General features: G+C 46.7%; 14 protein-coding genes. 13 read left to right on the forward strand and 1 reads right to left on the reverse strand.

Annotated elements, in window-relative coordinates; translation table 11 throughout:
• Positions 1–100: 100 nt before the first annotated feature.
• On the reverse strand, positions 101–1,078 hold the full coding sequence (locus EL216_RS00780) for a malate dehydrogenase (protein WP_085389633.1): 978 nt from the start codon (positions 1,076–1,078) through the stop codon (positions 101–103).
• A 601-nt stretch (positions 1,079–1,679) separates the two neighbouring features.
• On the opposite strand from EL216_RS00780, the gene sdhC reads away from it, so the two are divergent.
• From sdhC to sucC, 13 genes are all read left to right on the forward strand, one after another.
• Positions 1,680–2,057, forward strand: coding sequence for a succinate dehydrogenase, cytochrome b556 subunit (gene sdhC / locus EL216_RS00785; protein WP_085389635.1), 378 nt, complete (start codon positions 1,680–1,682; stop codon positions 2,055–2,057).
• Positions 2,051–2,398: a succinate dehydrogenase, hydrophobic membrane anchor protein gene (sdhD, locus tag EL216_RS00790; protein WP_085389636.1), complete on the forward strand. Its 348-nt coding sequence runs from the start codon at positions 2,051–2,053 to the stop codon at positions 2,396–2,398. Before sdhC ends, sdhD begins: the two co-directional genes overlap by 7 nt.
• Positions 2,395–4,158 (forward strand): succinate dehydrogenase flavoprotein subunit, encoded by a 1,764-nt coding sequence (gene sdhA / locus EL216_RS00795; RefSeq protein ID WP_085389637.1) that lies wholly within the window; start codon positions 2,395–2,397, stop codon positions 4,156–4,158. Before sdhD ends, sdhA begins: the two co-directional genes overlap by 4 nt.
• A gap of 21 nt (positions 4,159–4,179) precedes the next feature.
• Positions 4,180–4,884 (forward strand): succinate dehydrogenase iron-sulfur subunit, encoded by a 705-nt coding sequence (locus EL216_RS00800; RefSeq protein WP_085389638.1) that lies wholly within the window; start codon positions 4,180–4,182, stop codon positions 4,882–4,884.
• Between the two features lie 5 nt (positions 4,885–4,889).
• Positions 4,890–5,138, forward strand: coding sequence for an FAD assembly factor SdhE (locus EL216_RS00805; protein WP_085389639.1), 249 nt, complete (start codon positions 4,890–4,892; stop codon positions 5,136–5,138).
• Positions 5,139–5,193: 55 nt separating this feature from the next.
• On the forward strand, positions 5,194–6,477 hold the full coding sequence (gltA, locus tag EL216_RS00810; RefSeq protein ID WP_085389640.1) for a citrate synthase: 1,284 nt from the start codon (positions 5,194–5,196) through the stop codon (positions 6,475–6,477).
• Positions 6,478–6,718: 241 nt separating this feature from the next.
• Positions 6,719–9,550 carry a 2-oxoglutarate dehydrogenase E1 component gene (locus EL216_RS00815; protein ID WP_085389641.1) on the forward strand — a complete coding sequence of 944 codons (2,832 nt, stop codon included), beginning with the start codon at positions 6,719–6,721 and terminating at the stop codon, positions 9,548–9,550.
• Between the two features lie 60 nt (positions 9,551–9,610).
• The gene (gene odhB, locus EL216_RS00820; protein WP_085389642.1) at positions 9,611–10,798 is read left to right on the forward strand and encodes a 2-oxoglutarate dehydrogenase complex dihydrolipoyllysine-residue succinyltransferase; all 1,188 of its coding nucleotides are present in this window, start codon (positions 9,611–9,613) and stop codon (positions 10,796–10,798) included.
• Positions 10,799–10,869: 71 nt separating this feature from the next.
• A complete protein-coding gene (locus tag EL216_RS00825) occupies positions 10,870–11,124 on the forward strand; it encodes a hypothetical protein (protein ID WP_085389643.1) in 255 nt (84 codons plus the stop codon).
• A gap of 63 nt (positions 11,125–11,187) precedes the next feature.
• Positions 11,188–12,618 carry a dihydrolipoyl dehydrogenase gene (lpdA, locus tag EL216_RS00830; protein ID WP_085389644.1) on the forward strand — a complete coding sequence of 477 codons (1,431 nt, stop codon included), beginning with the start codon at positions 11,188–11,190 and terminating at the stop codon, positions 12,616–12,618.
• Between the two features lie 308 nt (positions 12,619–12,926).
• Positions 12,927–14,309, forward strand: coding sequence for an AGE family epimerase/isomerase (locus tag EL216_RS00835; protein WP_085389645.1), 1,383 nt, complete (start codon positions 12,927–12,929; stop codon positions 14,307–14,309).
• Positions 14,310–14,416: 107 nt separating this feature from the next.
• On the forward strand, positions 14,417–14,707 hold the full coding sequence (locus EL216_RS00840; protein WP_085389646.1) for a hypothetical protein: 291 nt from the start codon (positions 14,417–14,419) through the stop codon (positions 14,705–14,707).
• 471 nt (positions 14,708–15,178) lie between these two features.
• Positions 15,179–16,345, forward strand: coding sequence for an ADP-forming succinate--CoA ligase subunit beta (sucC, locus tag EL216_RS00845; RefSeq protein ID WP_085389647.1), 1,167 nt, complete (start codon positions 15,179–15,181; stop codon positions 16,343–16,345).
• Positions 16,346–16,351: the final 6 nt, after the last annotated feature.

A 16,351-nucleotide genomic window follows, 5' to 3' on the forward strand; every position in this document is an offset into this window, starting at 1 on the left:
GTGCACAAGAAACAGATGTAGAAAGGCCGTCTGAAAAAGCGGACAGTGCGATAAATGCCTTGGGCTTGTTTTCAGACGGCCTTTTCGGGTTTTAAAAAGATTACAGCAGGTGGGCAACGCCTGCTTTTTCTTCTTCCAGTTCTTTCAACGTAATATTGATGCGCTCTTGGCTGAATTCGTCGATTTCCAAACCTTGAACCAGTTTGTATTCGCCATTTTCGCAAGTAACGGGGAAACCGAACATGGTGCCTTCGGGAATGCCGTAAGAACCGTCAGACGGAATGCCCATCGTTACCCATTTGCCGTTGGTGCCCAACACCCAATCGCGAATATGGTCGATGGCGGCATTGGCAGCTGATGCGGCGGAAGACAGGCCGCGTGCTTCGATAATAGCCGCGCCGCGTTTGCCTACGGTAGGCAGGAATACATCGGCGTTCCATTCTTGGTCGCCAATCATATCTTTTACACTTTCGCCGTTAATGGTGGCGAAGCGGTAATCGGCATACATGGTGGGAGAGTGGTTGCCCCATACGCACAGTTTTTCAATTTCGGCCACAGGTTTGCCGGTTTTCTCGGCGATTTGGCTTAATGCACGGTTGTGGTCGAGGCGCAGCATGGCGGTAAAGTTTTTGGCAGGCAAATCGGGAGCCGATTTCATGGCGATGTAGGCATTAGTGTTCGCGGGATTGCCGACAACCAGCACTTTTACGTTACGGTCAGCAACCTTGTTCAGCGCTGCCCCTTGCACGGTAAAGATTTCTCCGTTGGCTTGCAATAAGTCGGCACGTTCCATGCCTTTACTACGCGGACGCGAACCTACCAAAATGGCGATTTGGGCATCTTTAAACGCTTCTTCAGGATTATCGGTAGTGAACATGCCGGCCAGAAGCGGAAAAGCACAATCCTGCAATTCCATCATTACACCTTTTACGGCATTCTGAGCTTGGGGCAAATCCAGCAACTGCAAAATAACGGGTTGGTCTTTACCCAGCATTTCACCGCTAGCGATACGGAACAATAAAGCATAACCAATTTGACCTGCTGCACCGGTAACGGCAACGCGAACGGGTGTTTTCATACCAAAATTCTCCTGAATTAGTTGTTTGTGTAAAGAAACGGTGTTCTGTTGGGAAGCATATTTTCAGACGACCTTAGTTAGCAAGAGCAGTCTTCATAAAACATTGAACGGATAAGTATGCTGTACGAAATATTTGGTTGTATGTGCAGTAAAACCGGCTTCCGCGTAGAAACCAAGCGTGGGAAACCATGCTACGGCATTTGTAATCATACCAAATTTATTGATAGGGGCAATATTATTTTGTAGTCGCTTGAAACTTTTCAAATGCAATAAGTCCATATCAATAAGTAAGTATCGGATATAACTATATTATATCGGAAAAAGCTGTTTCTTTTACCTGTATTTGAAGGTATTGGAAAAATGAATATCGCCTGTTTTTTGGAAAATAACCTGGCAAGGAAGCCGATGAAAGGCTCTTGATTTGTAAGTTTGGTGTTAAATTTCATTAAAAAAACCGCTAAAGGGGCTATTCAATATTTGGCAAACCATGTAAATTATGTACTGAAGTAGTTTTGTGTAGCTTGATTTTTAATAAAGTTTAGGCAAAACACTTCTCGGTTTTGAGAATTTGAGAAAAATACTGTCGAAAGAGGATATTGAAATGCAGACGAAACAGCGCCCTGTATTCCTTGAACTCCCCAATATCAGGTTGCCGATACCCGGGATTGTTTCCATTCTGCACCGCATCAGCGGGGTCATTTTGTTTGTGAGCCTGCCGTTATTGCTGTGCTTTCTTAGTGGCACGTTAAGTCGTGAAGCTGCATTTGAAACGTATCGTGCAGCTGTTTCCAACCCTTTTGTCAAACTTGCTTTAATCGGATTGCTTTGGGCCTATTTGCACCATTTGTTGGCCGGCATCCGTTTTTTATTTTTAGACACACATAAAGGTTTGGAACTGCAAACTGCACGTACAACTGCGAAATTGGTATTTGTTGCAGCTTTGATTTTAACTGTCGCGATAGGAGCATGGTTATGGTAGACCGCAAATTGGCCGGTGCCCATTACGGCTTGCGTGATTGGGCGATGCAGCGAGCAACAGCCGTGATTATGCTGATTTATACCGTTGCATTTGTTATCTTTCTTTTGTCATTGCCCAACAATTATGAGTCTTGGCAAGTATTTTTCTCCCAAATTTGGGTGAAAGTATTTACCCAGGTTACTTTTATTGCCGTGCTCCTGCATGCTTGGGTAGGTATCCGCGATTTGTGGATGGACTATATCAAGCCGTTCGGACTGCGCTTGTTTTTGCAAGTGGCCACTATCGTTTGGCTGGTGTGCTGTTTAGTGTATTCGGTTAAAGTAATTTGGGGTATCGTATGAGTTTTCCTGTTCGTCGTTTTGATGCTGTTATCGTTGGCGGAGGTGGTGCCGGTTTGCGTGCTGCCCTGCAATTGTCTAAGTCCGGTTTGAATACAGCCGTATTGTCTAAAGTTTTCCCTACCCGCTCTCACACCGTAGCTGCTCAAGGCGGTATTTCCGCTTCGTTGGGTAACGTACAGGAAGACCGTTGGGATTGGCACATGTATGACACTGTAAAAGGTTCGGATTGGTTAGGAGACCAAGACGCAATCGAGTTTATGTGCCGTCGCGCTCCCGAAGCCGTAATTGAATTGGAGCACATGGGCATGCCTTTCGACCGCGTAGAGAGCGGTAAGATTTATCAGCGCCCGTTTGGCGGCCATACGGCTGAACACGGTAAGCGTGCCGTTGAGCGTGCTTGCGCAGTGGCCGACCGTACCGGCCATGCCATGTTGCATACGCTGTATCAGCAAAATGTACGCGCCAACACTCAGTTTTTTGTGGAATGGACTGCTTTGGATCTGATCCATAATGAAAACGGCGATGTTGTCGGCGTAACCGCTATGGAAATGGAAACCGGTGATGTTTACATTTTCCACGCAAAAGCCGTCTTATTTGCGACTGGTGGTGCCGGCCGTATTTATGCTTCGTCAACCAATGCTTTTATGAATACCGGCGACGGCCTGGGTATTTGTGCCCGTGCGGGTATTCCGCTCGAAGACATGGAATTCTGGCAATTCCACCCGACCGGTGTTGCCGGAGCCGGCGTATTGATCACAGAAGGTGTGCGCGGTGAAGGCGGTATTCTGCTGAATTGTGACGGTGAACGTTTCATGGAACGTTATGCACCTACCGTAAAAGATTTGGCTTCACGCGATGTGGTTTCCCGTGCAATGGCAATGGAAATTTATGAAGGCCGTGGCTGCGGCAAAAACAAAGACCATGTATTGCTGAAAATCGACCATATCGGTGCAGAAAAGATTATGGAGAAGCTGCCGGGTATCCGCGAGATTTCCATCCAGTTCGCCGGTATCGACCCGATTAAAGATCCGATTCCGGTTGTGCCGACCACCCACTATATGATGGGCGGTATTCCTACCAATTATTTGGGTGAAGTGGTTGTGCCGCAAGGCGATGATCCTGAAGCCGTAGTGAACGGTTTATATGCAGCCGGAGAATGTGCTTGTGCTTCCGTGCATGGTGCCAATCGTTTGGGTACCAACTCCCTGTTAGACTTGGTTGTATTCGGTAAATCTGCCGGCGACAGTATGATTGAGTATATTAACAAGCAAGACGGCTGGAAAGAGTTGCCCGGTAATGCAGGCGAGCTTACCAAACGGCGTTTGGATCGTTTGAATAACCAAACCGGTGGAGAGAATGTGGATGAATTGCGTCGCGAGTTACAACGCACGGTTCAACTGCATGCCGGTGTGTTCCGTACCGATGCCATCTTAAAAGAAGGTGTGGAAAAAGTATTGAAACTTGCCGAGCGTGTTAAATACACCGAAATCAAAGATAAGAGCCAAGTATGGAATACTGCGCGTATTGAGGCTTTGGAACTGGATAACTTAATGGAAGTAGCGAAAGCGACTCTGGTTTCTGCCGAAGCGCGTAAAGAATCACGCGGGGCACATGCTTCAGACGACCACCCCGAGCGCGATGATGAAAATTGGATGAAACACACGCTTTTCTACACTGCTGATAACAGCTTGTCTTACAAACCGGTTCACACCAAACCACTTACTGTCGACTACATTGAACCGGCCAAGCGCGTTTACTAAAAAATATAAGGAACACAACACATGGAAAAGATACGTTTTCAGGTGTACCGCTACAATCCTGACGTAGATGCAAAGCCCTACATGCAGGATTACGAAGTGGAAATCGAACCTACCGACGTTAAATTATTGGATGCATTGGTTAAATTAAAAGCTGTGGATGATAGCCTGTCTTTCCGCCGTTCTTGTCGTGAAGGCATTTGCGGTTCAGACGGCATGAACATCAACGGCAAAAACGGGTTGGCTTGCTTAACCGATATCCGCGGTTTGAAACAGCCGATTAAATTGCGCCCATTGCCGGGATTGCCTGTTGTTCGCGATTTAATTGTCGATATGACCCAATTCTTCAAGCAATACCATTCTATTAAGCCTTATGTGGTAAACGACACTCCAGCACCTGATCGCGAGCGTTTGCAAACCCAAGAAGAACGCAAAGAGTTGGACGGCTTGTACGAATGTATTTTGTGCGCTTGCTGTTCTACCGCTTGTCCGTCGTTTTGGTGGAATCCTGATAAGTTTGTAGGTCCGTCCGGATTATTGAATGCTTACCGCTTTATTGCCGATAGCCGCGATACCATTACCAATGAACGATTGGATAATTTGAACGACCCTTACCGTTTGTTCCGTTGCCATACGATTATGAATTGCGTGGACGTATGTCCTAAGCATTTAAATCCGACACGAGCGATCGGCAAGATCAAAGAAATCATGTTGAAACGAGCTATTTAATAAAAATGGTGGCTTTTGATGAAACCGCGAAGCGGAGAATCCGCTTCTTAACCCGCAGAGGTTTGCTTGAGCTTGATATCGTGCTCGGGCGGTTTATGGAAAAAGAATTCCAGAACCTCAATGATGAAGAATTGTCAGTGTTTGTAGCGCTTTTGGATTTACCCGATCCTGAATTTTTGGCGTTGGTAAACGAAAAAGAAAAAACAGACAATCCGCAATTTAAATCATTGCTGGATAAAATCAGGCAGTGTTAATAAGACTGCTTGCACATTTCATCACCTTGCATAGAAGAATAAAGGAGCTAAAGAGATGTCTCAATCAATTAAAGTAGCAATCGAAGGTAAGGACACCTTGGAACTGCCTGTTTTGAAGGGTACTTTGGGTAACGATGTAGTCGATATCCGTACCTTTACCAAAGGTTCTGGCATGTTTACTTTTGATCCGGGTTTTGTTTCAACTGCGAGCTGCGAATCAAAAATTACATTCATTGATGGTGATAAAGGCCAGCTTTATTATCGCGGCTATCCCATTGAACAATTGGCCGAAAGCAGTGATTATTTGGAAGTATGCTATTTGTTGATTTATGGCGAATTACCTACTGCCGAACAGAAAAACAAATTCGTTGATACCGTGATGCACCATACGATGGTTCATGAACAACTGACTTGGTTTTTCCGCGGTTTCCGCCGTGATGCCCACCCGATGGCCATGATGGTGGGTGTGGTAGGTGCTTTGTCCGCTTTCTATCAAGACAGTTTGGATATTGCCGATCCGGATCATCGCAAAGTAGCGATTTACCGTTTGATTTCCAAAATCCCCACGATTGCTGCAATGTGCTACCGTTATTCAAATGGTTTGCCGTTTAACTACCCGAAAAATAATCTTTCGTATACGGCAAATTTTATGCATATGATGTTTGCTACTCCTTGTGAAGATTACGAACCTAATCCGGTATTGGTGCGTGCGCTGGATCGTATTTTCATTCTGCATGCAGACCACGAGCAAAATGCATCCACTTCTACCGTGCGTTTGGCAGGCTCTTCCGGTGCCAATCCGTTTGCATGTATTGCTGCCGGTATTGCCAGCTTGTGGGGGCCGGCTCATGGCGGTGCCAACGAAGCCGTATTGAAAATGTTGGATGAAATCGGCGATGTATCTAATGTAGCAGCCTTTATGGAAGGTGTGAAAGAGCGTAAATATCGCCTGATGGGTTTCGGGCACCGTGTTTACCGTAATATGGACCCCCGCGCCAGTATCATGCGTGAAACCTGTTATGAAGTATTGAATGAATTGGGCTTGCAAGATGACCCGCAATTCAAGTTGGCGATGGAATTGGAGAAAATCGCGCTCAATGATCCTTATTTTGTCGAGCGCAAGTTGTATCCTAATGTGGATTTCTATTCAGGCATTGTATTGTCTGCATTGGGTATTCCGGTTTCAATGTTTACCGTTATCTTCGCTTTGGCGCGTACAGTAGGTTGGATTTCGCATTGGCATGAAATGATTAGCGATCCCAATCAGAAAATCGGTCGTCCGCGCCAGCTTTATACCGGCTCGCCGCGACGCGATTTTGTACCGGTTGAGAAGCGTTAACTGATTGATTGTTTTAATGTCCTACTTGTTTCAGACGGCATTTGAAGCAAGTAGGATTCATTTAAAACAGATATGATTATTGTGTAGTTTAATTACTTTAAAATCAAAGCGGAAAATATTAGCAAACTTAATTTTCAGAGGGTAGAATGAGTATATTTTCAAGCGACACAGGCTGCGTTTTGAAGATAAATAAGTTCTACTCTTTTAAATTTTCTACAAACCAAAGGCAAAGGCAGAAGCCATGATGGACGATAAACTAAATTTCTCTTATTTATTTGGTTCCAACGCACCTTATATCGAAGAATTATACGAAAACTTTCTTAATGATCCCCAATTAGTAGACGATAATTGGAGGCATTATTTTAGTGATCTGGCAGCACAACCCGGTGCGGTAGAAAGAGATGTGGCGCATCGCCCGATTCAGGAGTCTTTTGCTAATCTTGCCAAAAATAAAGCCACGGCTGCTATTTCGGGAGGGCTGGATGAAACTTTGATGAAAAAGCAAGTAGGCGTGCTGCGTTTGATGTCTGCTTACCGGATTCAAGGAGTAGGTGCTGCCCGGCTTGATCCGCTCGAACGTATGCCTTCTCGTAATATAGAAGCTTTAGATCCTAAATTTCACGGCTTAAGTGATGCCGATATGGCCGTTCAGTTTAGTGTGGGAGAGGGAGATTTTTCCGGTCGGGACAAAATGACCTTGTCGGATATTGTCAGCAACCTGAAGCAAACTTATTGCGGACATATCGGCATCGAATATATGTATATCGCCAATACCGATGAGCGTCGTTGGATTAGAAATTATTTTGAAAGCAGTTTGTCCACCCCTAAATTTAATGCTGAACAGAAGCGTTATATTTTGAAACAAATTACTGCGGCAGAAACAATGGAGCGCTATTTGCATACCAAATATGTGGGCCAAAAACGCTTTTCTGTCGAAGGGGGTGAAAGTGCCATCGCGGGTTTGAATTATTTGGTTCAGAATGTGGCAAAAGACGGCGTGGAAGAAGTGATTATCGGTATGGCGCATCGAGGCCGTCTGAATGTGTTGGTTAACACTTTAGGAAAAAACCCCAGCGATCTGTTTGCCGAATTTGAAGGTCGTGCTGCGGCGACACTGCCCAGCGGCGATGTGAAATACCATATGGGTTTTAACTCGGATATTGCCACGCCTCACGGCGCAGTGCACGTTACTTTGGCATTTAACCCGTCTCACCTTGAGATTGTTAATCCGGTAGTGCAAGGTTCGACTCGAGCCAAACAGCGCCGTCGCGGAGAGAACGGCCAAGGGCAGGTATTGCCTGTGTTGATTCACGGGGACTCTGCATTTATTGGCTTGGGCGTAAACCAAGCAACGTTTAATTTATCGAAAACCCGCGGTTATACAACCGGCGGTACGATTCATTTGGTGATTAATAACCAAATCGGCTTCACCACATCCGATACCCGAGATGTGCGCTCAACAGTTTACTGTACGGATATTGCCAAAATGGTTGAGGCACCGGTGTTCCATGTTAATGGAGATGACCCGGAAGCAGTATGCTTTGTTGTGCAGGCCGCTTTGGATTACCGTAAGAAATTCCACAAAGATGTTGTGATTGATTTGGTGTGTTACCGTAAGCTTGGTCACAATGAAGGGGACGATCCTACATTGACACAACCGATGATGTATAAAAAAGTGTCGCAACATCCGGGCACACGGGCTTTATATGCTGATAAATTGATTACGGAAGGTGTTATTAAAGCCGAAGAGGCAGAAGGCTATATTCAAGCTTACCGTTCCGCTTTGGATAAAGGCGAGCATGTTGAGCAAACCCGCTTGACCGACTATGAAAGCAAGCATCGTGTGGATTGGTCTAGATACCAAGGTCAAGATTGGCGTGAAAAAGTGGAAAGCGGCCTGCCTGCCGCCGATATCAAACGTTTGGCTGATAAATTTACCGAAGTGCCTGAAAATTTTACTTTGCACAATACGGCCAAGCGTGTGCTTGAAGCACGCAAGGGTATGGCTGCGGGCAAGCAGCCGATAGATTGGGGTATGGCAGAAACGATTGCGTATGCCAGTTTGGTAACCAATGGCACCGGTGTGCGGATTTCCGGCGAAGATTCCGGACGAGGTACTTTCTCCCACCGCCATGCCGTGCTGCATGATCAAAATCGTGAAAAAAGCGATGACGGTGCTTATGTTCCGCTCCGCCATATGGCAGATGGGCAAGCCGATTTTATGGTTATCGACTCTATTTTGAATGAAGAAGCAGTCATGGCTTACGAATATGGTTTTGCTTGTTCGGCTCCCGATAAATTAACCATTTGGGAAGCGCAGTTTGGTGACTTCGCCAACGGTGCGCAAGTGGTTATCGACCAATTCATTTCTTCAGGCGAAACCAAGTGGGGTCGTTTGTGCGGCTTAACGACGATTCTGCCGCACGGTTATGACGGCCAAGGTCCGGAACATTCTTCCGCACGTTTGGAACGTTGGTTGCAGCTGTGTTCAGAAGAAAACATGCAGATTATTATGCCGTCCGAAGCATCTCAGATGTTCCATATCTTGCGCCGCCAAGCACTGCGTTCATACCGCAAACCGTTGGTTATCTTCATGTCGAAACGTTTGTTGCGCTTTAAAGATTCGATGAGTCCGTTGGAAAACTTTACCGAAGGCTCTGCGTTCCGCCCAGTTATCGGCGATGTGGAAAAACGTGATAACAGCAAAGTGAAACGGGTAATTTTATGTGCCGGTCAGGTTTATTACGATTTGGCGGCGGCACGGACGGAGCGTAATTTGACCGATGATATCGCTATCATTCGTCTGGAACAGTTGTATCCTTTCCCATACGAAGAAATAAAAGTCGAGTTGGATAAATATCCGCAGGTAAAAGAAGTGATGTGGGCACAGGAAGAGCCGCGTAACCAGGGAGCGTTTTATCAAATCCGCCACCGTATCGAGCGTGTTTTGAATGACTCGCAAAAACTGACTTATGCAGGCCGTCCGGCAAGTGCTTCTCCTGCTGTCGGCTATATGAGCAAACACGTTGCCCAACTCAAACAGTTGGTTGACGATGCTATAAATTTGAACTGAACCATCAATGTAGCCGTCTGAGGAATTTTTTAAGACGACCGCATACTACCGGAGAAAAAAATGATTGTTGAAGTAAAAGTACCTGTATTGTCGGAAAGCGTGTCTGAAGGCACTTTGATGACTTGGCACAAAAAAGTGGGCGACTTTGTAGAGCGCGACGAGATTCTGATTGATGTGGAAACCGATAAAGTGGTTTTGGAAGTTCCCTCGCCGCAAGCGGGTGTGTTGGTTGAAATCGTTGCACAAGACGGTGAAACCGTAGTGGCGGAACAGCTGTTGGCCAAGATCGACACCGAAGCCAAAGCAGAAGCTTCTGCGCCTGCCGCAGAAACCAAACCTGCCGAAGCTCCCGCCGCCGCTCCTGCGGCATCCAAGGCCCAAGCCGGTGTGGCTATGCCTGCCGCTGCCAAACTCGCCGCGGAGAAAGGTGTCGATATTGCTTCCGTGCAAGGTTCCGGTCGTGACGGCCGAGTATTGAAAGAAGACGTTCAAAATGCTTCTGCAGCACCCAAAGCGGGCGCACCTGCCGCTCCCGTTCCTGCCGGTGTGCGTCCTGAGCAACGTGTGCCGATGAGCCGCTTACGTGCCCGTGTTGCCGAGCGTTTATTGGCCTCTCAACAAGAAAATGCCATTCTGACTACGTTTAACGAAGTCAACATGAAGCCGGTAATGGATTTACGCGCCAAATACAAAGAAAAATTCGAAAAAGAGCACGGCGTGAAGCTGGGCTTTATGTCGTTCTTTGTTAAAGCTGCTGTAGCAGCACTGAAAAAATTCCCGGTTGTGAATGCCTCTGTTGACGGCAACGATATCGTTTACCACGGTTACTTCGATATCGGTATTGCCATCGGCAGCCCGCGCGGTTTGGTTGTGCCGATTTTGCGTGATGCCGATCAAATGAGCATTGCCGATATTGAAAAAGCCATTGTGGATTACGCCGTAAAAGCCAAAGACGGCAAAATCGCTTTGGAAGATTTAACCGGCGGTACTTTCAGCATTACCAACGGCGGTACTTTCGGTTCGATGATGTCTACACCGATTATCAACCCCCCACAATCAGCTATTTTGGGTATGCACGCTACCAAAGAACGTGCAGTTGTGGAAAACGGTCAAATAGTGGTGCGCCCGATGATGTATCTGGCACTGTCTTACGACCACCGTATCATCGACGGCCGCGAAGCAGTGCTTACTTTGGTAACTATTAAAGACTTGTTAGAAGATCCGGCACGTTTGTTGTTGGATCTCTAAAAAACGATAACTTGGCTTTCAGACGGCCTGAGGGTGTTTTCAGGCCGTCTGAAAAGAAAATATAGAAGAATATGAAATATACTGTTTTACTTTTTACTTTATTATTAGGGGCTTGTGCAAGTACTCCGGAAGAGGAATATCTGGTGTCTGCTTATGATAGTCATGGCCGCTTGTTAAGCAAACGGGTTGAAATGGGCAGCAATAGAGCAGGTGTTCCGTTTGCACGGGATACTTTATGTAAAGTACACCCGAAAGCAATCATCCGTGTGCACAATAAAGCGACCAAACAAATGGTAAAAGAATATCCGCCGTATAAGTGCCGTTGATGCTGTAAACGGCTTTTTATTTTGATGCCTGCCGCTTTGCAGGCAACAGCAAAGGATTTTGAGATGTCACAATTTGATGTAGTGGTTATCGGTGCCGGCCCGGGCGGTTATATTGCCGCCATTCGTGCCGCACAACTCGGTTTTAAGACGGCTTGCATTGATGCAGGGGTTAATAAGGCAGGCGACGCGCAGGCATTGGGCGGTACTTGTTTAAATGTGGGCTGTATTCCGTCTAAAGCCTTGTTGCAGTCGTCCGAACATTTCCATGCAGCTAAGCATGATTTTGCCGAGCACGGCATTACGGTAGGCAGTGTGAAATTCGATGCTGCCAAAATGATTGAACGTAAAGATGCAATTGTTACCAAACTTACCGGTGGTATTAAGTTTCTTTTCCAAAAAAACAAAGTGGAAAGCCTGTTCGGTAAAGGATCGTTGAAAGGTCGTAACGGTGATTTGTGGCAGGTAGAAGTGGACGACAAAGGCAAAAAAACGATTATTGAAGCCAAACATGTGATTATTGCCACCGGTTCCGTACCACGCCCGTTACCTTTAATTGAAATTGACAATGTCAATGTGTTGGATAACGAAGGGGCATTGAATTTGACCAAAGTGCCGAAAAAGCTGGGCGTTATCGGTTCCGGTGTAATCGGTTTGGAAATGGGTTCCGTATGGAAACGTGTGGGTTCGGAAGTTATCATTCTTGAAGCTCTACCTACTTTCTTGGCTGCTGCCGACCAGCAAATTGCTAAAGAAGCCTTTAAAGTATTTACTAAAGAGCAAGGTTTGGTAATTGAGTTGGGCGTGAAACTGAATGAGATTAAAAATAGCAAAAAAGGCGTAACGGTTTCTTATGAGGTAGATGGTCAGGCCAAAGAAGAAACCTTTGACAAACTGATTGTTTCCATCGGCCGTATTCCCAATACCGAAGGATTGAATGCCGAAGCGGTAGGTTTGGAAAAAGACGAGCGCGGCTTCATCAAAGTGGACGCTGAATGCCACACCAATCTGCCTAATGTTTGGGCGATTGGTGATGTGGTGCGCGGCCCGATGTTGGCACATAAAGCCAGCGACGAAGGAGTGGCTGTTGCCGAGCGTATTGCAGGTCAAAAACCGCATTTGGATTTCAACACTATTCCGTTTGTGATTTATACCGACCCTGAAATCGCATGGGTAGGTAAAACCGAAGAGCAGCTGAAAGCCGAAGGTATAGAATATAAAAAAGGCACTTCGGGGTTCGGCGCAAACGGCCGTGCGTTGGGTTTGGGCAAGGCCAAAGGTACGGTAAAAGTATTGGCTTGTGCCAAAACTGACCGCGTGTTGGGTGTGCATATGATCGGCCCGATGGTTTCCGAATTAGTTGCCGAGGGCGTGATGAGTATGGAATTTAGTGCCAGCAGCGAAGATATTGCCCGCATCGTTCATGCACATCCGACTTTATCGGAAGTGTTGCATGAAGCGGCGTTGGCCGTCGACAAGCGGGCATTGCACGGTTAATGGGAGGTGTCTGAAAATCCCAATAAAATCAAATCGAGCCGCCTCGTTGCAAGTAGGGCGGCTTTATTTTGATATTCCTCAAATTACTTTTTCAAGGCTGAGTGGACAATACGTCGAAATGCATAGCCGATGTGTTTTTCAGATGGCCTGAAAGACAGATTAAATTGCGGGAATAATAATATATAACAAAAAAATATACCTCAGAGCAGTATCGGGTGAAGGTATGTGTCTCATGCAGAAGCAGTTAAGCCATTAGATAGATTTTTGTAAAACAATATTTATGATTAATCTGCCGATAGGAGTGTCTTATGATAAACGCGTTACAAAATTTACAGCACAGACGCTGGTTGTTTGAGCAAAGCATTGCTTTGCTTGATTTTGCCCGTAAATCTAAAGTGTCTTTAGGTTTCGGCTATCTCGATAAAAACGGCGAAGTCGATTACGACCAACCTGTTCAAGCATGGATCAATTGCCGTATGACGCATATTTACAGCATTGGTGCGTTGATGGGGGTGGAAGGTTGTCGCGAACTTGCCGAACACGGTATTTGTGCATTGCTCGAATATTTTGAAGATCCTATACACGGTGGTTTTTTTGAAGCCATCGAGCATCAGCCCGATATCGACGGTAAAGCCGTACCCACGGAATCCGGTACACGAAAAACTGCTTATGCCCATGCGTTTGTATTGTTGGCCGCATCGAGCGGGGTGTTGGCATATATCAAGAGAGCCGATGAATTGTTTGACAAGATCAGCAAGGTTATCGACGAATATTTTTGGGATGAGGAAACCGGCAAAATGCGTGAATCTTTTTCACGCGATTTTTCAGAAAGCGAGCCTTATCGCGGCATCAACGCCAATATGCATATGGTGGAAGCCTGCCTTGCCACGTTTGATGCCCAACTGATGCAGAATCTTTCTTCAGCCGACGAACAGACGCTGAACTGGTTGCGGCGTGCCAACTCGATTATCGGTTTCACATTCGGTTTGGCCAAACAGAACGATTACCGTATTCCCGAACATTTCGATGAAAATTGGCAGGTGCTTTGGAATTACAACGAAAACGACAAAGCACACCAGTTCCGCCCCTATGGTGTCACCGTCGGCCATGCTTTCGAATGGGCGCGGTTGGCGTGTAATGCGTCGGTTATGAATCAAAAATACGGCATCCGCGTTCGGGAAAATTTTGTCGATATCGCCCACAATTTATTCCGCCAAGCCTTGAACAACTGGTGTTGCGACGGTGCGGACGGTTTTGTGTACACCACGGATTTCAAAGGCAAGCCGATTGTGCACGACCGTATGCATTGGGTATTGTGCGAAGCCATTGGTGCGAGCGTGGCGTTAAACGGCGTGGAGGCAGCTTCAAATGCATTGCCGCAGAAATCAACCAGAGTAGCCAACTATATCGCGGCAGAGCTGGGTAATGAGTTTTCTTATTGGTATGAAGAATTTATGGCTTATGCGGCAGGATTTTTGATTGAGGACGGCGGTAAGTGGCATCATCAACTTGATGCCGAAAACCGTCCTGCCGACGGTATTTGGGCGGGCAAACCGGACATTTATCACGCATTCCAAAGTTTGATGCTGCCGCTGCTGCCTTTCGGGCATTTCATTACCGCTGCCGTGAGATACAACTCTCCTGACCGCTACCGACCTAAAATGGACGGTCGCGTTCGAATAGATATTTGATAGGTTTGTCTTAATTATCAAATAGGAAACCGTTACATGCATGGCGCTGTAACGGTTTCTTGTTTGTTCCGTTATAATTCAAGTTTATTTTCAGACGGCCTTTCATCATGAATCAAGAACTGCTCGGTATTATTTTTCTGCCTGCGGGCATTATCAGCATGTGCATGGCAGGGTTGTGGCAGATGTACGTGATGATGACTGAAAGTTATACGCTAAACCGTTACAAAGACAAACAATTGGTGTGGGTGGTGGCGGCTTTATTTTTCAGTTTCAGTTTGGCCGTATATTGGTTGTGTCCCAATGCCCGTAAGAAAGGGCTTCTATTTGCGTTGCTCGGAATAGGTGGCGCAGTGATGTATGTATTGGGGAAGCAATGGTTGCCTTTTACTGCGAAATGATGATGTTTGTTTGGAGGCCGTCTGAAAAGTTTTCAGACGGCCTCTTGCATGCAATATTCGGGCAGGCGGTTTAATGCAGGCTGAAATCCGCCGCTCGGCATAGGTTCGGTTTTCACGGCTTTCAGTAAGATGAAGGGTGAGGCCGGCGGGCAATGGATGTAGTCTGCTGTAATTCATAAAAGGCCGTCTGAAAGCATTTGTTGCTAGAACAATGCCGGTTTGAAAATAACTCCGCATTATTATTGCTTTCAGACGGCCTCATATTCAATAGCGTCAGCTTTTCCGTTAACATCTGCGATAGCCTTTGATTTGATTAAGGTTAAAGTATAAAAACGGTTGTCTGGCGGCGTGCAAATGATGCAAGACGCGGTAATTTAAACTATACTGCTTCCGTTTAACCAAACAATCGGATTATGGCGTTTCGCTTTTGTGGAGAAGCACCTGTCATCAACAATTATAGAGGACGATTTCATGAACTTACATGAGTATCAGGCAAAAGAACTGCTTGCAAGCTACGGTTTGCCAGTGCAAGGCGGTATTTTGGCAGCCAGCGGCGAAGAAGCAGCAGCGGCTTACGACAAATTGGGCGGCAAGTTTGCCGTAGTCAAAGCCCAAGTTCATGCCGGCGGCCGCGGAAAAGCGGGCGGTGTCAAAGTGGTTAAAAGCCGCGAAGAAGCAAAAGAAGTAGCTGAGAGCCTGATTGGTACCAATCTCGTTACTTATCAAACCGATGCCGACGGCCAGCCTGTTAACAGCGTTTTGGTTTGCGAAGACATGTATCCCGTCCAAACCGAGCTGTATCTGGGCGCAGTGGTCGACCGTTCCACCCGCCGCGTAACTTTCATGGCTTCGACCGAAGGCGGCGTGGAAATCGAAAAAGTAGCCGAAGAAACGCCTGAAAAAATCTTCAAAGTAACCGTTGATCCGCTGGTTGGCCTGCAACCGTGCCAAGCGCGCGAAGTAGCGTTCCAATTAGGCTTGAAAGATAAGCAAATCAACGAGTTCGTCAAATTGATGACCGGTGCCTACAAAGCCTTTATCGAAAACGATTTCGCCTTGTTTGAAGTAAACCCGCTGGCGGTGCGCGAAAACGGCGATTTGGCCTGCGTGGACGGCAAAATCGGTATCGACAGCAACGCGCTGTACCGTTTGCCCAAAATCGCCACCCTGCGCGACAAATCGCAAGAAAACGAACGTGAATTGAAAGCCTCCGAATTCGACCTGAACTATGTGGCCTTGGAAGGCAACATCGGCTGTATGGTGAACGGAGCAGGTTTGGCGATGGCCACTATGGACATCATCAAATTGAAAGGCGGCCAACCGGCGAACTTCCTCGACGTAGGTGGCGGCGCGACCAAAGAGCGCGTAGTAGAAGCCTTCAAACTGATTTTGGAAGACAAATCGGTGCAAGGTGTGCTAATCAACATCTTTGGCGGCATCGTGCGCTGCGACATGATTGCGGAAGCGATTGTAGCCGCCGTAAAAGAAGTGAACGTAACTGTTCCCGTGGTGGTTCGTTTGGAAGGCAACAACGCCGAACTGGGTGCCAAAATTCTGAACGAATCAGGCCTGAAACTGACTTCTGCCGACGGCTTGAATGACGCAGCCGAAAAAATCGTTGCAGCCGTAAAAGCCTAAGGAGAA

It is taken from the genome of Neisseria animaloris, from assembly GCF_900637855.1.
GTDB lineage: Bacteria > Pseudomonadota > Gammaproteobacteria > Burkholderiales > Neisseriaceae > Neisseria > Neisseria animaloris.